The 18,874-nt window shown below is 72.0% G+C and carries 15 protein-coding genes; 6 read left to right on the top strand and 9 right to left on the bottom strand.

What is annotated here, in order from left to right; translation table 11 throughout:
* Nucleotides 1-58: 58 nt before the first annotated feature.
* Both dapD and BMY97_RS36155 read right to left on the bottom strand, forming a co-directional pair.
* A complete protein-coding gene (gene dapD, locus BMY97_RS36160) occupies nucleotides 59-1,039 on the bottom strand; it encodes a 2,3,4,5-tetrahydropyridine-2,6-dicarboxylate N-succinyltransferase (RefSeq protein ID WP_091626453.1) in 981 nt (326 codons plus the stop codon).
* 28 nt (nucleotides 1,040-1,067) lie between these two features.
* The gene (locus BMY97_RS36155; protein WP_245787675.1) at nucleotides 1,068-1,511 is read right to left on the bottom strand and encodes a hypothetical protein; all 444 of its coding nucleotides are present in this window, start codon (nucleotides 1,509-1,511) and stop codon (nucleotides 1,068-1,070) included.
* Nucleotides 1,512-1,554: 43 nt separating this feature from the next.
* On the opposite strand from BMY97_RS36155, the gene dapE reads away from it, so the two are divergent.
* Nucleotides 1,555-2,628 carry a succinyl-diaminopimelate desuccinylase gene (gene dapE, locus BMY97_RS36150; RefSeq protein WP_091626286.1) on the top strand — a complete coding sequence of 358 codons (1,074 nt, stop codon included), beginning with the start codon at nucleotides 1,555-1,557 and terminating at the stop codon, nucleotides 2,626-2,628.
* 8 nt (nucleotides 2,629-2,636) lie between these two features.
* On the opposite strand, the gene BMY97_RS36145 is transcribed toward dapE, so the two are convergent.
* Together BMY97_RS36145 and BMY97_RS36140 are read right to left on the bottom strand one after the other, a co-directional pair.
* A complete protein-coding gene (locus tag BMY97_RS36145) occupies nucleotides 2,637-3,689 on the bottom strand; it encodes a chitinase (protein ID WP_177231701.1) in 1,053 nt (350 codons plus the stop codon).
* 227 nt (nucleotides 3,690-3,916) lie between these two features.
* Complete coding sequence (locus BMY97_RS36140) at nucleotides 3,917-6,361, bottom strand: M28 family peptidase (protein ID WP_091626284.1); 2,445 nt, start codon at nucleotides 6,359-6,361, stop codon at nucleotides 3,917-3,919.
* 397 nt (nucleotides 6,362-6,758) lie between these two features.
* On the opposite strand from BMY97_RS36140, the gene BMY97_RS36135 reads away from it, so the two are divergent.
* The 4 genes from BMY97_RS36135 (at nucleotide 6,759) to BMY97_RS36120 (ending at nucleotide 10,026) form a co-directional block, all read left to right on the top strand.
* On the top strand, nucleotides 6,759-7,544 hold the full coding sequence (locus BMY97_RS36135; protein ID WP_091626281.1) for an LOG family protein: 786 nt from the start codon (nucleotides 6,759-6,761) through the stop codon (nucleotides 7,542-7,544).
* The gene (locus BMY97_RS36130; RefSeq protein WP_177231700.1) at nucleotides 7,544-8,083 is read left to right on the top strand and encodes an LOG family protein; all 540 of its coding nucleotides are present in this window, start codon (nucleotides 7,544-7,546) and stop codon (nucleotides 8,081-8,083) included. Before BMY97_RS36135 ends, BMY97_RS36130 begins: the two co-directional genes overlap by 1 nt.
* A 163-nt stretch (nucleotides 8,084-8,246) precedes the next feature.
* Nucleotides 8,247-9,188, top strand: coding sequence for a DMT family transporter (locus BMY97_RS36125; protein WP_091626278.1), 942 nt, complete (start codon nucleotides 8,247-8,249; stop codon nucleotides 9,186-9,188).
* 58 nt (nucleotides 9,189-9,246) lie between these two features.
* On the top strand, nucleotides 9,247-10,026 hold the full coding sequence (locus tag BMY97_RS36120) for a class I SAM-dependent methyltransferase (RefSeq protein WP_177231699.1): 780 nt from the start codon (nucleotides 9,247-9,249) through the stop codon (nucleotides 10,024-10,026).
* 176 nt (nucleotides 10,027-10,202) lie between these two features.
* Here BMY97_RS36120 and BMY97_RS36115 read toward each other — a convergent pair whose 3' ends face one another.
* The 3 genes from BMY97_RS36115 to BMY97_RS36105 all read right to left on the bottom strand — a co-directional run bounded on the left by BMY97_RS36115 (nucleotide 10,203) and on the right by BMY97_RS36105 (nucleotide 14,826).
* Entirely contained in the window at nucleotides 10,203-11,399 is a 1,197-nt protein-coding gene (locus tag BMY97_RS36115; protein WP_091626272.1) for a cytochrome P450, read from the bottom strand.
* The gene (locus tag BMY97_RS36110; protein WP_177231698.1) at nucleotides 11,393-13,882 is read right to left on the bottom strand and encodes an AMP-binding protein; all 2,490 of its coding nucleotides are present in this window, start codon (nucleotides 13,880-13,882) and stop codon (nucleotides 11,393-11,395) included. Before BMY97_RS36110 ends, BMY97_RS36115 begins: the two co-directional genes overlap by 7 nt.
* A gap of 269 nt (nucleotides 13,883-14,151) precedes the next feature.
* Nucleotides 14,152-14,826 (bottom strand): lysophospholipid acyltransferase family protein, encoded by a 675-nt coding sequence (locus tag BMY97_RS36105; RefSeq protein ID WP_091626269.1) that lies wholly within the window; start codon nucleotides 14,824-14,826, stop codon nucleotides 14,152-14,154.
* 55 nt (nucleotides 14,827-14,881) lie between these two features.
* Here BMY97_RS36105 and BMY97_RS36100 point away from each other — a divergent pair, with 55 nt between their 5' ends.
* Nucleotides 14,882-15,790, top strand: a complete 909-nt coding sequence (locus tag BMY97_RS36100; protein ID WP_091626266.1) for a glucosyl-3-phosphoglycerate synthase — start codon at nucleotides 14,882-14,884, stop codon at nucleotides 15,788-15,790.
* Here BMY97_RS36100 and cydC read toward each other — a convergent pair.
* Together cydC and cydD are read right to left on the bottom strand one after the other, a co-directional pair.
* Nucleotides 15,723-17,291 (bottom strand): thiol reductant ABC exporter subunit CydC, encoded by a 1,569-nt coding sequence (gene cydC, locus BMY97_RS36095; protein WP_091626435.1) that lies wholly within the window; start codon nucleotides 17,289-17,291, stop codon nucleotides 15,723-15,725. The genes BMY97_RS36100 and cydC overlap by 68 nt on opposite strands.
* A 19-nt stretch (nucleotides 17,292-17,310) precedes the next feature.
* Complete coding sequence (gene cydD, locus BMY97_RS36090; RefSeq protein WP_091626264.1) at nucleotides 17,311-18,855, bottom strand: thiol reductant ABC exporter subunit CydD; 1,545 nt, start codon at nucleotides 18,853-18,855, stop codon at nucleotides 17,311-17,313.
* Between the last annotated feature and the right edge of the window lie 19 nt (nucleotides 18,856-18,874).

The raw sequence follows: 18,874 nt of genomic DNA, 5'->3' as shown, positions 1-18,874 counted from the left end.
AAACGCGCCCTTCGGCGGTCGGATCCGGTTGAACGGCAGGTGAACAGGCGACCGGGGTTCAGTTCGCGTGCAGGGCCGCGTTCAGCTCGATGCCCACGCCGGTGCGGGCCACGACCTCGACGGCGCCGGTGGCCGAGTTGCGGCGGAACACCGCGCCCGAGATGCCGGAGATCTCCCGTGCCTTGACGGTCTTGCCCTCGACGACGACCTTGGTGCCCGCCGTCACGTACAAGCCGGCCTCGACGACCGAATCGTCGCCGAGCGAGATGCCGACGCCGCCGTTCGCGCCGATCAGGCAGCGCTCGCCGATCGAGATCACCTCGGTGCCGCCGCCCGAAAGCGTGCCCATGATGGACGCGCCGCCGCCGACGTCGCTGCCGTCGCCCACGACCACGCCGGCCGAGATGCGGCCCTCGACCATCGACGCGCCGAGCGTGCCGGCGTTGTAGTTGACGAAGCCTTCGTGCATCACGGTGGTGCCGGACGCGAGGTGGGCGCCGAGACGCGCGCGGTCGGCGTCGGCGATGCGCACGCCGGTGGGCAGCACGTAGTCGACCATTCGCGGGAACTTGTCCACGCCGTACACGGTCACGGCGCCGCGGGAGCGCAGCCGCAACCGGGTCTGCTCGAAGGCCTCGACGGGGCAGGGGCCGTGGTTGGTCCACACGACGTTGGCCAGAAGGCCGAAGATGCCGTCGAGGCTCTGGCCGCGCGGCTGGACCAGGCGGTGCGACAGCAGGTGCAGCCGCAGGTAGACGTCGTGGGCGTCGGCGGGGGCCTCGGCCAGGCGGCCGATCGTCACGCGCACCGCGACGACCTCGACACCGCGGTCGGTGTCCGGGCCCAGCAGGGTGACGGCGGCCTCGCCGAGCAGCTCGGCGGTCTCGGCGGCGGACAGCCGCTCGGTGCCGCTCGTGCCCGCTTCGGTCAGCTTCGGGTGCGGGTACCAGGTGTCCAGCACCGTCCCGTCGGCGGTGACGGTGGCCAGCCCGACGCCGACGGCGCCGGTCGTTTCGGGGTCAGGGGTCTGCTCGCTCACGCCGGTCACGGTAGCCGAGCGACGCGCCTCAACCCGTGGTGGCCTGCTGGTTCACGATTTTCTTGATCGAATCCAGTGCCGCGGAGATGTCCGTGAGCGCCTTCGTGCAGGCGCCGCCGGGGGTCGGCACGGTGGTGCAGCCCGCCGCGCGGAACGAGTTGACCGCCTGGTCCAGGCCGCTGGCCTCGCCGTCGAGCGGCCGGTCGACGGTTTTGCCCGCCTGCGCGCGCTGGTGCACGGCGCCCGCGGTGCCGCCGACCTCCGTGACGTATTTCTCGCACCCCTTCGGCAGCTGGGTCTCCGGGCTGCCGTAGCAGGCGTCGGCGGACAGCGCGTCGAGCTTGATCGGCAGCGCGTCCGGGCCGGCGGTGCCGGGGTTCGGACCGGGGGTGGGGCCTGCCTCGTTGCCGCAGCCGGCGAGAGCCAAGGCCAGGATGCCGCTCAGGGCGACCAGGGAGCTTCGCGTGCGCACGTCCCTCACGGTAGCCCTCGCGCCCGCTGGGTACGGTGCCGGTATGACCTCCCTCGAGCTGCGCGCCGATCCTGCCGACCTGACTGCCGCCCTCGTGGACGTGTTCAGTGTCTCCGGGCAGGAGACCGAGCTGGCGGACGCGGTGGAGGCGGCGTTGCGCGCGCAGGCGCCGCACCTGGAAGTGGTGCGCAACGGCGATGCCGTGCTCGCGCGCACGAATCTCGGCCGCCCGTCGCGGATCGTGCTCGCCGGGCATCTCGACACGGTGCCGTTGAACGACAACCTGCCGTCGCGGCGCTCGGGCGCCGGCGACGAGGAGACGCTGCACGGCCTCGGCTCGGTCGACATGAAGGGCGGCGACGCCGTCTTCCTGCACCTCGCCGCGACGCTGGCGGAGCCGAGGCACGACGTCACCTTTGTCTTCTACGACAACGAAGAGGTCGAGGCCGTGAAGAACGGCCTCGGGCGCATCGAGCGCGAGCTGCCGGAGTGGCTGGCGGGTGACCTGGCGATCGTCGGGGAGCCGTCGAACGGCGTGATCGAGGCCGGCTGCCAGGGCACCCTGCGGGTCGAGGTCCGCAAGAGCGGGACGCGCGCGCACACCGCGCGGGCGTGGATGGGGGAGAACGCCATCCACGCGCTTTCCGAGCCCCTGCGGCGGCTGGCCGAGTACAGCCCGCGGGTGGTCGACATCGACGGCCTGACCTACCGCGAAGGCCTCCAGGCCACCGGCATCTCCGGCGGCGTGGCGGGCAACGTGGTCCCGGACGCCGCCGTGCTGACCGTCAACCACCGTTTCGCCCCCGACCGCAGTCCCGCCCAGGCCGAGGCCCACGTGCGCGAGGTGTTCGACGGGCACGATGTGTCCCTTGTGGACATGTCGCCGGGCGCGCTGCCGGGCCTGTCCGCGCCCGCCGCCGCGGAGCTGGTGGCCGCCGCGGGCGGCCGGGCCGCCGCCAAGCTCGGCTGGACGGACGTCGCCCGGTTCGCCGCCCGGGGCATGGCCTCGGTCAACTTCGGCCCCGGCAACCCGACCTTGGCGCACACCCAGCAGGAGAACGTCCGGGTCGCGGAGATCCGGCAGGTCACGGACGTGCTGCGCAAGTTCCTGGGGTAACGGCGGCTTCAGCGGCCTTCGAGCGACTTGACGTTGTCGCCGAAGGTCCAGCCCTTCGAGCCGTCCCAGTTCAGTGACCAGGTCATCAGGCCCTTGACGCCGGAGACCGAGCCGTAGGCCTGCGACACGAGGTCCGGGGTCATATAACCGCCGCCGGCGCCGGATTGGGCGGGCAGGCCGGGGACCTGCTTGTCGTACGGGACCTTGACGGTGGTGCCCTGCACGGTGAGGCCGTCGTTGAGGCACTGGGTCTGCTTGGTGAAGCCGGTGACGGTGCCGGCCTCGTAGCTGTCGCCGGAGCAGCCGTACATGCTGCCGTTGTAGTACTGCATGTTCAGCCACCACAGGCGGCCGTTGTCGGCGTACTTCTTGATGATCGGCAGGTACGAGCCCCAGATCGAGCCGTAGGTGACGCTGCCGCCGGTGACGTACGCGGTTTCCGGCGCCATCGTGAGGCCGAAGTTCGACGGCATCTGCGCCAGCACGCCGTCGATGATCCGGATCAGGTTCGACTGCGAGGCGGACAGGGTGTTGATGTCGCCGCTGCCGGTGAGGCCGGTCTCGATGTCGATGTCGATCCCGTCGAAGTTGTACTGCTTGAGGATCGGCACGATGGTGCTGACGAACTTGTCGGCCACCGTCGAGGCGCTCAGGTCGATGCCGGCCGTCGCGCCGCCGATCGACATCAGGATCGTGGCGCCGGCGTCCTTCGCGGCGCACATCTCGGCCGGGGTCGCGACCTTCACGCCGGTGTCCATGCCGTCCTGCCACAGCACGGTGCCGTCGGACCGGATCACCGGGAACGCGGCGTTGAGCACGTTGTAACCGTGGGCCGCGATGTCGGGGTTGGTGATCGGGGTCCAGCCGAGGCCGGGGTGGACGCCGTTCGCGGCGCCGTCCCAGTTCTCCCAGTAACCCTGCAGGACCTTGCCCGACGGCCGCGATTTCACCGCGCAGGCGTCGCCTTGCGCGGACGCTCCGGCGGGCGCGGCCCAGGTGAGCGGGAGGGCGAGCAGCGCGGCCAGCGCGGCGCCGAACACACGTGACTTCCGGGTGAACATACCGGCTCCCGTCTCGAGAACAGCGCACGACGTTGTCGGAGAACGGTAGGCGCCCCGCTCGGCGGTTGACTACCTACGAACAGGTGGTCTAGACAACTAGGGCGGGTCTGGCCGGGCGCAGGGGGCTGGGCCGGGCTGCCCGGGTCCGCGGGCCGGGCGAGAGTGGCGAACGCCGCGCCGTCACCCCATCCGGCTCACGGCCGGGCGGGGTGACGGCGGGCGTGCGCTCACGTGGTCGCGAGCTTCCAGACCGCGTAGCCGATCGCGTCGCTGTTGCGTTCCAGCGGCGTGTCCGGGATGTTCGAAACGGTGTCGCACGAGCGGTGGTAGCAGTTGTCGAACGCGGCGCCCGCGGTGCCGCCCCACTTCTGTTGCTGGGCGGCGGTCTTCACGTCACCGGCGCCGGTGGCCAGCCCGCCGACCGGGATGCCCGCGCTCTTGAACGACGCGTGGTCCGAGCGGCCGTCACCCTCGCTGTCGCCCTCGGTCTGGATGCCGACGGACGTGAAGTACTCGTCGAACACCGCCTTCACCGAGGCCACGTCGTCGTAGACGAAGTAACCCCAGTTCTTCGAGCCGATCATGTCGAAGTTCAAGTAGGTCTTGATCTTCGTGCGGTCGGCCGAGGACAGGCTGCTGACGTAGAACCGCGAACCGCGCATGCCCGACTCCTCGTCGGCCCACCACGCGAAGCGCACGCGCTCGGCCATCGCCGGGTCCGTGCGCGCCAGGGTCAGCGCGACTTCGAGGATCGACGCGCTGCCGGAGCCGTTGTCGTTGATGCCCGGCCCGGCGCTCACGCTGTCGAGGTGCGCGCCCAGCATGAGCACCTGGTTCGCGTCGCCCTTCGGCCATTCCGCGATCAGGTTCTGCGTGCGGCCCGCGCAGCTCGTGCAGGTCTGCCGGGTGACGGTGTAGCCGGCGGCCTGCAGTTTCTGCTCCACATAGGACACCGAGGCCGCGTAACCACCGCCGGCGGAGCGGTTCCCGCCGTTCTGCTGGGCGATGGCCTGCAACTGGTTCAGGTGCGCCTTGATGTTCGCGAGCGAGATGTCCGGGGCGACCGCGGCGCGCGTGCTGCAGCCGGACGGCTCACCGCTGACGGCGGGCACGCTGACCGCGTTCCAGGCCGCCTTCACGGCGGTGAACTCCGTGCAGCTGCCCGGGTACAGCGCCAGCGCGGCTTCGAGCGTCGCCTTGCGGGCGGCCTTGTGGTTCCACGAGGAGGTCTTCTTCAACAGGCCGTTGTAGAAGATCTTGCCCGCCTTCTGAATGCCGATCCCGCTGACGGTGCTGTTGTCACAGGTCGGGCTGGCGGGCTTGCCCGCGGCCGCGGAACCCTCGGCCAGCAGGTAGAACCAGTGGTTCTGCGGGCCCGCGGCGGCGTGCACCTCGGTGCTCGGGATCGACGAGGAGTAGCAGTTCGGGTCGCCGACCAGCGACGGGTCGTACATATAGCGGATCGGGCCCTGGCCGACCAGGTTGACGCCCTCGCCGACCTGGTAGTCCGGGGTGTCCTTGGGGTTGTTCGCGTACGCCTCGGTGAGCGCGCCGAAGATGTCGCCGGTGGACTCGTTCAGCCCGCCGTTCTCGTTGCCGCCGCCGGCGCCGCCCGGGGTGGTCTGGAAGATGCCGTGGCCGAACTCGTGCCCGACGACGTCCATCGACGTGGCCTGGCGCCGGTTGTCCTGCGAGTGGCCGAAGTGGGTGGACGAGCCGTTCCAGTAGGCGTTCACGTCGTTGAGGCCGACCGAAGCGGGGTAGCCGCCGCCGGAGCCGTTGATGCCGTTGCGGCCCAGCCAGTCGCGCAGCATGTTCCACTCGGTCTGGACGCTGAACAGCGTGTCCACGCAGGCGGTCTCGAGGTCGGTGCCGCTGCCGCTGCCCCAGGCGTTGTCGGTGCCGGTGAACACCGAGCCGCCCTCACGGCCGCAGCTGATCCCGGTGCGGCCCGGGTCGCGCATCGAGAACGAGCTGCCGGAGCCGGTGGTGTCGATGCCGACATTGCCCACGTAGTAGCTGTTGCCGGTGCCGGCCAGCGCAGTGCTCCCAGCGCTTCCGGTGGTCTCGGGGGCTTCGGCCTTCACATCGTCGCGCTGGTCGAGCACGGCGCCGGTGGCCGCGTCCACGAACACGTGCAGGTTGCTGGGCGCCTTCGCGGTGCGGCCCGCGACGACGACCTCGTACGCCAGCTTCGGCGCCGAGCCCGCCAGCACGACCAGCTCCGGTGCGCTCACACTGTCCACAGTGGGCAGTTGGGTGCGGGCGACGGAGGCGGCCTTGGTGGCGTCGAAGGCCGCTTTGGTGGCCACGCCGATCGGCGCCGTCTCGGCGGCCGCGGTGTCGAGGACGCGGCCGGCACCGTCGGCGACGACCACCGCGTCACCGCCCACGACCTTCAGGCCGCGGTAGGTGCGCTCGTAGGAGCTGTAGAACAGCCCGGCGCCGCCCGGGGTGGTGCCGAGGCGGTGGAACGCCTCGTCCGCGCCCTTGCGCAGCTGGTCCAGACCTGCGGCGGCGGCCTGGTCGGAGGCCGTGGCCGCGAGGGCCTGGGGGTCGGCGGCGGGCTGGGCCGGGGCCGCGCCGGCCGGGGTCACCGGCAGGGCGAGCAGGGAGAGCGCCAAACCGGCGGCGGTGGCCACGGCGGCGGTGCGCACTTTTCTGACGGTCATCGAGGTCCTCTCGGGGTGCCTGACCGCAGCCCGGAGGCACCGGCGGTGGGGAGGGGGAGACGCCGGCCGGGTTACGGGTTCACGGTGAGCGGGAACGGGTGAAGGTGATCCGCGGACACCGTGAGTAAACGAGCGGTCACCGGGCCGGTCAATGCGCCGAATGGCCCAGCGCGGGATTACCCGGGCCTTAACGGAATGGGGAAAACCCTTGAATATCAGGGCTTTCACGCCGGACGGTCCAGCGCCACTACTTTCGTAGGGATTTGTCCGTTACACCCCGTTCGTAGGGGTGGGCCGGTGATCCACACCGGACGCGTTCACGGGGGCGTCATCCGAGGGTCACCGGCGGGGCGACGCTGGGGTTCTCCCGGGTGGCGCTGGCCGTAGGCTCAGGGGGGTGAGCGAAGAGTCTGAGTTTCCCGACGGCCAGTACCCGGAGCGCCCGGTGGAGCGCCACAAGGGACCGGTGGTGCTGCGGCGCGACCGTCGTGACCAGGGCAGCACCACCGATCAACGGCTGCTGGACGCCCGCGGGCCGAGCGACTGGGTGCACACCGACCCGTGGCGGGTGCTGCGCATCCAGGCCGAGTTCGTGGAGGGCTTCGGCGCGCTGGCGGAGGTGCCGCGCGCGGTGACCGTGTTCGGGTCCGCGCGGACCAAGCGGGACCACCCCGAGTACGAGCTGGGCCGCAAGATCGGCGGGGCGCTGGCCGCGGCCGGCTTCGCGGTGATGACCGGCGGCGGCCCGGGCGCGATGGAGGCGGTGAACCGCGGCGCGGCCGAGGCCGGCGGGTTCTCGGTCGGGCTCGGCATCGAGCTGCCGTTCGAGCAGGGCCTGAACCCGTGGGTCGACCTCGGGGTGAATTTCCGCTACTTCTTCGCGCGCAAGACGATGTTCGTCAAGTACTCGCAGGCGTTCATCTGCCTGCCGGGCGGCTTCGGCACGCTGGACGAGCTGTTCGAGGCGCTGACGCTGGTCCAGACCAAGAAGGTGACCAAGTTCCCGGTGGTGCTGTTCGGCACCGACTACTGGGGCGGGCTGTACGACTGGATCGCGAAGTCCGTGCTGGAGGGCGGGAAGATCGGCGAGAAGGATCTCAAACTGCTGCACCTGACCGACGACATCGACGACGCTGTGCGCGTGGTGCAGGAGTCGTACCAGGCCTGGGAGGATACGCACTGATGCGGGTTTGTGTGTTCTGCGGCTCTTCGATGGGCCTTTCGCCGGTGTACGCGGAAGCTGCGGCCGCGCTGGGCAAAGAGCTGGCGCAGCGCGGGATCGGCCTGGTCTACGGCGGCGCGAGCGTCGGCACCATGGGCGCGGTGGCCGACGCGGCGCTGGCCGCGGGCGGCGAGGTGATCGGCGTGATCCCGGAGGCGCTGTCGCGGGTGGAAATCGCGCACGCCGGGCTGACGGAGCTGCACGTCGTCCCGGACATGCACCAGCGCAAGGCGAAGATGGCCGCGCTGTCGGACGCGTTCCTCGCGCTGCCGGGCGGGGCGGGCACGTTGGAGGAGCTGTTCGAGGTCTGGACCTGGGCGCAGCTCGACCTGCACGCCAAGCCGATCGGGCTGGTCGACGTCGCCGGGTACTACGCGCCGCTGATGTCGTTCGCCGAGCACATGGTGACGGAAGGCTTCCTCGGCGCCGGTTACCGCGACCTTCTGACGATCGACGCGGACGCCGCGAAGCTGCTCGACCGCTTCGGGATGACCGCCTGACCACGCGGACGGTCCGCACCGGGTGCGTGAGTGACGAACCACACCACCGGTAGGATACGAAGATACTTCGAGTTCCAGCCGGACCGAAGGTGGGGACGCCTTCACCTACGGTCGTCAAGGTCGGGCTGTCCCGCCGACAGAGCGCACGGAATGAGGTTCGACGGTGGCGGTCCTACTGGTGTTGCTCGCCGCCGCCGTCAGCGGACTGGGCCTGGTGCTGCTGCGCAAGGCGAACCAGTCCGAACCGGAGCGGCCCGGGTTCTCCTGGGCGCAGCTGTGGCTGATGATCCGGCACCGCCCGCTCTGGCTGGCCGGGATCGCCACGATGCTCGCCGAGTTCGGGCTGCACGCGCTCGCCCTTTCACAGAGCACGGTCACCACGGTGCAGCTGCTGGTGGTGATGGAGCTGCCGTTCACGCTCATCCTGTCCCAGCTGATCCTCGGCGGGCGCCTGCGCTACCGGGAATGGGCGGCGATCGCCTCGATGACGCTCGGCATCGTCGTGCTGCTGCTGGCCCTTTCGCCGCACGGCGGGCACGCGGACGAGGTGCCGCTGGGCACCTGGCTGGTCGGGCTCGGCGTCACGGTCGCGGCGGTCGGCGGGATCCTGCTGGCCTCGCGGTGGGCCGGGCGCGTGGCCCGGACGGCATTGGCCGGGATCGCCGCCGGCATGGGCGCCGGCCTGATCGCCGTGGTGGTCAAACCGGTCACGGCGGCGGTGGGGCACGGCGTGGGGGCGCTGGTCACCACCTGGCAGACCTGGGCGTTGATCCTCGTCAGCGCCGCGGCGTTCGTCTTGCTGCAGAACGCTTTGCAGGCCGGGCGCCTGGTCGCCTCCCAGCCGGGCATCACCCTCGCCAACCCCGTGGTGGCGGTGCTGTGGGGGGTGCTCGTGTTCCACGAGCAGGTGCGGGGCGGGTGGTGGCTGCTCGGCGCGGCGCTGGGGGCGGTGCTGCTCGCGGTCGGCGCGGCGCTGCTGTCGGGTTCCCCGCTGCTCGACGGCTACCGGGAAGCCCCCGACGACGAGGAGCTGCGGCTGCTGGTCAGCGGTGAAGAGGACCCGAACGCACCGGATGAATCGGATGTTTCACGAAGCTACGTATAAAGGCGATTTCGGCGCGCCGCCCCGGTGCGCGCCGACTCACGTTGAAGAGGAATCCTCGATGTCGCAGGCGATCGGCTGGAACAACTTCGTCGACACCGAAGCGGAGGCGGAGTATCGGCGCCTGCTCCTGCTGGAGCGGATCTTCGACCCGTTCAGCCTCCGGCAGCTCGACGACCTCGGGGTCCGGCGAGGCTGGCAGTGCCTGGAGATCGGCGCTGGGGCGGGCTCGGTGGCCCGGCGGATGGCCGAGCTGGCCGGTCCGGAGAACGTGGTGGCGACCGACCTCAGCCTCAAGTTCCTCGGCCCGCTGGCCGATCTCGGCGTGACCGTGCTGCACCACGACGTCACGACCGATGACGCGCCCGGGGAGTTCGACCTCATCCACACCCGGTTCGTGCTCGACCACCTGCCCGCGCGGGAAGCGGTGATCAAGCGGATGGCGTCGTGGCTCAAGCCCGGCGGCTGGCTGCTGATCGAGATCGGCACGACGATGCCCGAGCTGGCCTCACACCCGGCGACCCGCCGTTCGATGGCGGTGCTGACCCAGGTGATGACCGAGCGCGTCGGGACCGCCGCGGACTGGGCCCGCACCCTGCCGGTCCCGCTGGAGGCCGCCTGCCTGGCCGACTGCGCGGCGGAGGGCTCGATCCTCCCGGCCCGCGGCGGCCAGGATCTGGCGCACTGGCTGATGAACACCACGAAACTGGTCGAGGAACACGCCTTGGCCACGGGCCTCATCACGCGCGAGGAACTCGACGAAGCCTTCGCGATGTACGAGACACCATCCTTTGTGGACTACACCTGGATGACCGTGGCGGCCCGCGGGCGCCGGGACTGAGCTTTACCGCTGGGCCGGGGTGAGGCGCACTGGTGGATGCCGGACACCCGAGGTGAAATTCGGTCTGGCGTGGCCGGGTCGTCCGGTCTGTTCGATCGCGTTGACCGCGGCGGGTGGGTGTGGGCTTGAGTGGATCGGGTGCCGAGCGGGGTTGCCGATCGCGTCGACTGCGGCGGTCAGCGGGTCGGGGTGAGGCGGACTGGCAAACTGCGAACACCCCAGGTGAAGTTCGACGCGGTGTAGCCGGGTTCCCCCGTCTGCTCGATCGAAGCGACGCCGGCGGTGAGTTCTTCGAGGAACACGGACAGTTCCAGCCGGGCGAGGCGGGCGCCGAGGCATTGGTGACGGCCGCCGCCGAAGGAGAGGTGTTTGTTCGGGGTGCGGGACAGGTCGAAGCGGGTCGGGGTGTCGAAGGCGGCCTCGTCGCGGTTGGCTGAGACGTTCCAGACCGTTACGCGGTCGCCTTCGGCTATGTCGGTGCCGGCGATCCGCGCGGGGCGGGTGGCGGTGCGCAGGACGTGCACGCCCGGCGTGGTCCACCGGAGCACCTCTTCGATCGCGGTCGGCAGGATCGAGCGGCCCTCGGTGCGCAGTTTTTCCCACTGGGACGGGTTTTCCAGCAGGGCGAGCACCGCGCCGCCGGCCGAGTAGCGGGTGGTTTCGTTGCCGCCGGCGAGCACGCCGTTGCAGTTGACGGCGATCTCCTCGTCCGAGAGCAGCCGCGTCTCGCCCGGCACCGAAGTGGACCGCCGGTCGTGCGCGATGCGGCTGACGAAGTCGTCGCCCGGGGAGGCACGGCGCTCGGTCACCAGCTCCGAGAAGTACAGGAAGATCTCGGCGTGCGCGGCCAGCCGGCTCTGCTCGTCCTCGCCCTCGAAGGCGGCGTTCATCGTGCTGCCCAGCCAATCCCACTCCTCGCGCGGGACGCCCATCAGCGCGCAGACGACCCGGGTCGGGACCCGGCGGGCCAGGTCGACGATGTCGATCTCCCGGTCCCGTAGGGCCTCGCCGAGCAGTTCGCGCACCACGCGCCGGATCAGGTCCTCGGCGTGCGGGATCTCGGCCGGCGAGAAACCCTTGGCCAGCACGCGTTTGAGCTGCGAGTGGTCGGGCGGGTCCGAGACGATCAGCATCCGCTGGGTCACCGCGGCCACCGCTGCCGGGTTGGTCTCCAGGCGCATCCCGTTGCGGGAGCTGAAGGTCTCCCAATCGTGGTAGACGCCGAGCGCGTCCTCGTAGCGGGTCACCGCCCAGAACCCCGGGCCGTCGGGCTCGGGGTGCCAGTGCACCGGGTCGTGCTCCCGCAGCCAGGCCAGGTCCTGCCAGAAACCGTTGCCGGAAAACGTCTTCTCGTCGGTGAGGTCGATCAGCACGCCGCACCGCCGCCGGTCAGCAGCTTCGCCAGCAGGGGCAGGGTCGTCCCGGCCAGCTCGGTGCCGAACATGTGGCCGCCGTCGAACTGCCGCCGGTCGAATTCCTTGGTGGTGTAAGAACTCCACTCGTCCAGTGACGCCGAGCTGACCAGTTGGTCGGTGTCGCCGCCCCAAGCGTGGACGGCCGAGTCCAGCCGGGTTTCGGCCGGCAGGACGAAGGTCGACGCCAGCGCGCCGTCCTTGCGCATGATGCCGAGGGTGTACTCCCGGGCGTCCTGGTCCAGCTCCTTGACTTCCGCGGAGCTGTTGTCCAGCAGCTTCCGGATGACGTCGTCGCTGCCGTACCGGCCGCTGTTGCCGGCCCAGGTGTGCGGGGGGTCGCTGGCCGCGATGACGAGTGCCGCCGGTGGCCGTCCGCGTTCGCCCAGCCGCCGGGTGACCTCGTAACCCAGCAGGCCGCCGAAGCTCTCCCCGAACACGACCAGCGGGGCCGTCGGCTCGATCAGCTCGGCGACCTCGGCCGCCACGGCTTCGGCCGCTTCGGCCATTGTGGACGGATGCTCCTCGCGCCAGCGGTTCTCCCGCCCGGGAAGCTGCACTCCGACCACCGAAACGCCGTCGCCGAGCCGGTCCTGCCAGGAGCGGTAACGCCCGCAGCCGGCGCCGCCGTGGGCCAGGCACAGCAGCGTCGGTCGCTGGGCCGGCTTCGGGTGCCAAGCGACCAGCCAGGACGCCGGGCGCACGCTCTCGGCCGTGGGCTCCGTGCGCCGGTCCAGTTCGCGCGCGAGCTGGGCGGGGGTCGGGTTGGCCAGCAGGAGGGTGATGGAGAACCGGACGCCGGTCGAGCGGCGCAGCGCCGCCACAGCCCGCGCCGCGAGCAGGGAATGCCCGCCCAGCTCGAAAAAGTCGGCGTCGACGTCGGTGACCGGGCGGTCCAGCAGCTCGCTCCAGGTGGCGCACACCTCCGCTTCCCTGGGCGTGCTCGGCGCCCGTCGGGCCGGCGCATGAGCTTCGGCCGACGCCCGGCTCAGCGCCTCCCGGTCCACCTTGCCGTTGGCGGTCGCGGGCAGCGCGGGCACGAAGTCGACCACGGCGGGGACCAGGTGATCAGGCAGCTTGGCCCGGCAGTGCGCACGGACCATCGCGGCTCCCGCGGTGAGGTCGTGCCCGGCCGCCACGACGGCGGCGATCCCCAGCGCCGCACCGGATTCCAGGACGAACGCGGCCGCGGTGGTGATCGCGGGCAGCTGTTCGACGACCTTCTCCAGCTCCGCCGGCTCGATCCGGAAGCCCCGCACCTTCACCTGGTCGTCGACGCGGCCGAGGTAGTCGAGCTGCCCGTCCGGCCGGGCCGAGACCAGGTCGCCGGTCCGGTAGAGCCGGTCGGCGATCCCCGGCACGGAAACAAAACGCTCGGCGGTCAGCTCCGGCTGGTTGCGGTAGCCCCGGGCGAGGGCGTCGCCGCCGAGGTACAACTCGCCCGGCGTCCCCTCTGCGACGGGCGACCGGTCCTCGTCGAGCACAACAGCCGAATAGCCGGCCGGTGCGCGGCCGATGGTCGACACGTCGTCACCGCGGGCGGTGTCGGCCCAGGTCGCGGCCATGGTGGCCTCGGTCGGGCCGTACACGTTGAGCACGCGGTGGTTCGCCGCCAGCAGTTCGGCGAGCCCGCGGGGACAGCGCTCCCCGGCGACGACCACCACCTCCGCGGTCGACAAAGCGCCAGTGCACGCGGCCATCAGCGACGGGGTCAGCACCACCGTGCGCGGTCCGATCGCGGCGATGCGCTGGGCCAGGTCGACGTCGTCGGTGCGCTCGTCGGTGAGGTCGATGATCGCGGTGCCCTGCCCGTGCAGCAGGTGCAGCAGGGTGCACCACAGCCAGCCGTCGAAGGCGGGCGACAGCGCGTTGACGCCCAGCCCGCCCGGCGTCAGGCCGATTTCCGCCAGCGTGGTAAGGAAAACGCCCAGACCGCCGTACGTGATCTCCACGCCCTTCGGCCGTCCGGTGGTTCCGGAGGTGTAGACGATGTACGCGACTTCGCCGGGCGAAACGGGCTCCAGCACGGTTTCGGTTTCCGATGCGGTTTCGGGATCAACCCTCGGCCGGTTACCGGTGAACGGTGCAGTCTCGTGCGCCAGCAGCACCTCGACCCCGGCGTCGTCCAGGACGAAGGCGAGCCGTTCGGCCGGGTGGCGGTCGTCGAGCAGGACGGCGGTCGCGCCGAGCCGCCAGACGGCCAGCAGGCCCGCCGCGGCGAACCGAGAGCGGCCGGTGGCCACCCCGACCACGGTGCCCGCCCGGGTTCCGGCCTCGGCCAGCGCCGAAGCGATCGATGCCGTGTGCCGGGCCAGCCCGCGGAAGTCGAGGGTCCCGTCGGGTGCGGAGAAGGCGGTCTCGGCGGGGATGCGCTCGGCCCACCTGTCCACCGCGTCGAACAAGCGTGCCAGGTCTTCGTGGACTGCTGAGGCGCTAACAGGCATGCGGGTTCCCGTCCGTGGAAGGGCGAAGGCGGCGACAGCCGGCACCGCGAATTCCCGGAACCGCAGGGGAGTCGTGAACCGGAACGAATGCCGGTGACGGCGGGTGACAGATTACTGACGCAGTGCTCCGGTGGCAATACCGATTAGCGATGTTCGCCTTTTAGTCCTTTTGACTTCCTGTCAGAAGCGCCGTTCAATACTGGACTGGACCATCTGGCGTAACCGGAGAAAGTTTGTCGTTTATCGATTTATCTTATGGCCGTATCAGGTCAGGCGGCGCCCTCGTCGGGGCGTTTGTGATAGCGGTCCACGTACTCCTGGCCGGACAGCTCCAGGATCATGTACATGATCTCGTCGGTGACCGAGCGGCGGATGGCCGGCGACGAGTCCTGGCCCTCGTAACGGGAGAAGTCCAGCGGCTCGCCGAAGACGACCTTGATCTTGGCCAGGCGGGGGATCTTCGCGCCGCCGGGCTGGATGCCCTCGGTGCCGGACAGGGCGACCGGGACGACCTTGGCGCCGGTCGAGAGCGCCAGCGCGGCCACGCCGGTGTGGCCGCGGTGCAGGCGGCCGTCCAGTGACCGGGTGCCCTCGGGGTAGATGGCGAAGACGCCGCCCGCCTCCAGCACCTTGCGGCCCGCCTCCAGCGCGGCGAGGCCGGCCTGGGCGTTGCCGCGCTCGACCGGGACGTAGCCCAGCGCGTCGAGCGACTTGGCGATGAACCGTCCTTTGAGGCCCTTGCCGGTGAAGTACTCCGCCTTGCCCAAGAACCGGACCTGGCGCGGGGTGGTGAAGGTGATCACACCGGTGTCGAGCGCTGCCCGGTGGTTCGAGGCCAGCAGCACCGGGCCTTCGGCCGGGATGTTCGCCAGGCCCTCGATCCGCGGGCGGTAGAGCACGCGGACCAGCGGGCCGACGACGAAGCGGAGGAGCAGGGGCAGCAAGGGGTCTCCCTCCAGTGGGGCCGGGCGGCTTCCCCAGCATGGCACGATCGGCCCCATGACCTGGTTCGAACGTCGCACCTGGCAGGAGCCGCGATGGACGCCCGCCGACATCCTCGCGGCGAAGCGTGGCCGGACGGTGTCCGTCGTGCTGCCTGCGCTCGACGAGGAGCGGACGGTCGGTGGTGTCGTCGCGTCCGTGTGGCCGCTGCTCGGCACCGTCGTCGACGAGCTGGTGGTGATGGACTCCGGCTCGACCGACGCGACGGCCGCGCTGGCCGAGGCCGCCGGCGCGCGGGTGGTACGGCGTGAGGACGTGCTGCCCGGCCTGGCGCCCCGGCCCGGCAAGGGCGAGGTGCTCTGGCGGTCGCTCGCGGCCACCGCCGGCGACCTCGTGGTGTTCCTCGACTCCGACCTGGTCGACCCGGACCCGGCGTTCGTGCCGTCGCTGCTCGGCCCGCTGCTCACCGAGTCCGGCGTGCACCTGGTCAAGGGCTTCTACCGACGGCCGCTGCGGCTCGAGAGCACCGGCGGCGGCCGCGTGACCGAGCTGCTGGCCCGGCCCGTGCTCTCCTCGTTGCGCCCGGCGCTCTCGGACCTCGTGCAGCCGCTCGGCGGCGAGTACGCGGGCACGCGCGAGTTCTTCGAGTCGGTGCCGTTCGCGGGTGGTTACGGCGTGGAGATCGGGCTGCTGCTCGACGTCGAGGCCCGTCACGGCCTCGACGCGCTCGCGCAGGTCAACCTGGGCGTCCGCAAGCATCGCAACCGCTCGCTGCTGCAACTGGGCGTGATGGCACGTCAGATCCTCGGCACGGCCCTCGCCCGCTGCGGCGTGCCCACCGACGCCACCGCGCGGCTGACGCAGTTCGTGCAGGTCTCCGGGGAGTGGCTGCCCGACGTCACCGAGATCCCGGTGCTGGACCGGCCGCCGATGCGCGAGGTGCGGGCCGGCCGTCCGCCAGGGTGAGCACCTGGTCGAACCCGGCCAGCTGCCCGGGCCGGTGGGTGACCAGCACGACCGTCCCCTTCGCGGCGGCCAGCACCCGGGCCAGCACCTCGTCACCGTGCTCGGGGTCCAGGCCCTCCACCGGCTCGTCCAGCAGGAGCACCGGCGGCGCGGCGAGCACGGCGCGCGCCAGCGCCAGGCGCTGACGCTGGCCACCGGACAGCGCGGCTCCGTCCGGTCCGGTGCCGCGGTCCAGCGGCAGGTCGAAGCCCGCGGTCGCGCAGGCTTCGAGCAGTTCGCCGTCGGTCGCGCGTGGTTTGGCCAGGCGGAGGTTCTCGCGGACGGTGGTGTGGAAGACGTGCGCGTCGGCGAGCGCCCCCGAGACGACCCGGGCGTCGTGCTCCCGCAGCGGGCGGCCGTCGATGGTGACGTGGCCGGACGTCGGCTCGACGAAGGCGAGCAGGACGTGCAGCAGCGTCGTCTTGCCCGAGCCCGACGGGCCGAGGATGCCGAGGCGCCGCCCCGGCGGCAGGTCGAGGCTGACCCCGGCGAGCGCCGGCGGGCGGCCGGGGTGGGTGACGCCGACGTCGTGCAGCCGCAGGTGACCGGGGCCCGGTTCTTCGTCCTCGCGCGGCGTCGGCCGTTCGCCCAGCACCGCGCGGACGCGGCGGAGCGAGGCGCGCACCTCCGGCAGCCGCCGGGAGGCCGCGGTCAGCGGCAGGACCACCTCGAACAGCGCCATCACGGACAGCGTCAGCGCCGCCGTGACCGGGACGCTCGCGGCACTGAGCAGCGCGACGGCGGCCGTGGTGGCGAGCTGGACGAGCACCCCGGCCGCGGTGAGCGCGGCCATCCACGCGGAGGTCCGGCGTGACCGCGCGGCGAGCCCGTCGGCCACGGCGCCGGCGGCCGCGCGAGCCGCTGGTTCGGCGCCGTACGCGATCAGCTCGCGACGGCCGGTGCTCAGCTCGACCGCGCGTTCGGCCAGCTCCTGCCGGGCCGGTGCGGCAGCCGCGGACGCGGCGGCGGTGAGGCGGGCGGCCGGCCAGGGGAGCAGGGCCGCGACCACCAGCCCGGTGGCCACCGCGGCGGCCGCGGGAAGGCTCGCCAGCGCGACGACGGTGGTCACCACGACTCCGGCGATCATCGCGACCCCGGCGGGCAGCAGCAGCCGGAGCACGGCGTCCTGCACCGCGTCCACATCGGACACCAGCCGGGTCACGAGGTCGGCACCCGAGTGCCGTGCGACGCGCTGGGGCAGCAGCGCCTCGTAGACGCGGGTGCGCAGTTCGGCGAGATGGCGCAGCACCACTTCGTGCCCGGCGAGGCGCTCCGCGTAGCGCAAACCGCCGCGCAGCAACGCGAACACCCGCACGGCGAGCACGGCCACGGTGAGCGCGGCGAGCGGCGGCCGTTCCGCCGCGCGCAGCAGGAGCCAGGCCGCGGTGCCGGTCAGCGCCAGCCCGGACAGCTCGGCCCCGGCGGCGAGCAGCGCCGCCCGGATCAGTCGGGGAATGTCCACAGTGTCCTTCTCCCGGGTCTCAGACGGCTTGCGGCACACGGCCGCCCCGCAGTTCGACGACCCGCGTCGCCAGTGCCGCCATGGCCGGGCGGTGGGCGACGAGCAGCGCGGTGCGGCCGGGCAGCAGGCGGCGGGCGCCGTCGAGCACGGTGCGCTCGGTGCCGGCGTCGAGCCGGGCGGTCGGCTCGTCGAGCAGGACCAGCGACGCGTCGGTGCGGGCCAGCGCGCGGGCCAGCCCGACCCGTTGCCGCTGCCCCGCCGACAGGCCCGCGCCCAGCTCGCCGATCCGGGTCGCATAGCCCTGGGGCAGGGTGGCGACGACGTCGTCCAGCGCGGCGGCGCGGGCCGCGGCCGCGACGTCACGCGGGCCGCCCATCGCGATGTTCCCGGCGACGGTCCCGCTGAACAGCGTCGGGCGCTGCGGCAGCCAGGCGAGGTCGCGGTGCCATTCCTCGTGGTCCAGCTCGCGCAGGTCGACGCCGTCCACCAGCACCCGGCCCGCCGTCGGCGGGACGAAACCCAGCAGGACGGCCAGCATCGTGGACTTGCCCGCGCCGCTCGGCCCCACCAGCGCGACGGCCTCGCCCGCCCGCAGCGTCAAGTCCACTTCGGACAGTGCCGGCCGGTCGCCGTACTGCACCGAGACCCGGTCGAAGACAACCTCCGGCGCGCCCCGCCGCCGGGTCGCCGTGCCGCCGGATCGGGTCGCGACGGGTTCGGCCAGTATCTCGCGCATCGCCGTGAGCCCCTCGGCCGCCGCGTGGAACTTCGCGCCCGCGGCGCGCAGCGGCAGGTATGCCTCGGGCGCGAGCACCAGTACCAGCATCGCGGTGCGGGCGGACATCGAGCCGTCCAGCAGCCGGAACCCGATCGGCACGGCGATCAGCGCGATGGACAGCGTCGCGACCAGTTCCAGCACCAGCGCGGAAAGGAAGGCGACGCGCAGGGTCTTCATGGTCGCGCCGGTGTGGGCTTCGGCCATCGCGCGCACGGTCTTGGCCTGCGCGGCGGCGCGGCCGAACAGCTTCAGCGTCGGCAGGCCGCGGACCACGTCCAGGAAGTGCCCGCCCAGCTTGGTCAGCAGGGCCCACTGCCGCTCGGTCCTGGCCCGCGTGTGCGCGCCGACCAGCGCGGCGAACACCGGGATCAACGGCAGCGTCACGGTCACCACCAGCGCCGAGGCCAGATCGGCCGAGAACAGCCGGGCCAGCACGGCCACCGGCACCACGGCGGACACCACCAGCGCCGGCAGGTACCCGGTGAGGTGCGCTTCGGCCGCGTCGGCCCCCTTGATCACGCGGGTCGCCACCGCGGGGGAGTCCGAGCCCAGCAGGCGACGGCGCAGCCCGGCCTGCGCGGCCGCCGCGAACCGTCCGCTGACCACGCCCTGGGCCAGCGCCAGCAGCACCCGGGCGAACACCGCGATGAGCAACGCGGTGCCGATCCCGCCGCCGGTGAGCAGGGTGGCGAGCCCCTCGGCCTGGACGAGCACCGCGCCCGCGGTCAGCGCGCCCAGCACCCCGAGGACGGCCAGATACCGGCGTAAACCGGGCAGTGACGGCATGTTCTCCCCCTCCGAAGCC

Source organism: Amycolatopsis saalfeldensis, from assembly GCF_900110575.1.
GTDB lineage: Bacteria > Actinomycetota > Actinomycetes > Mycobacteriales > Pseudonocardiaceae > Amycolatopsis > Amycolatopsis saalfeldensis.
This window is presented reverse-complemented; position numbering and strand designations above follow the sequence as displayed.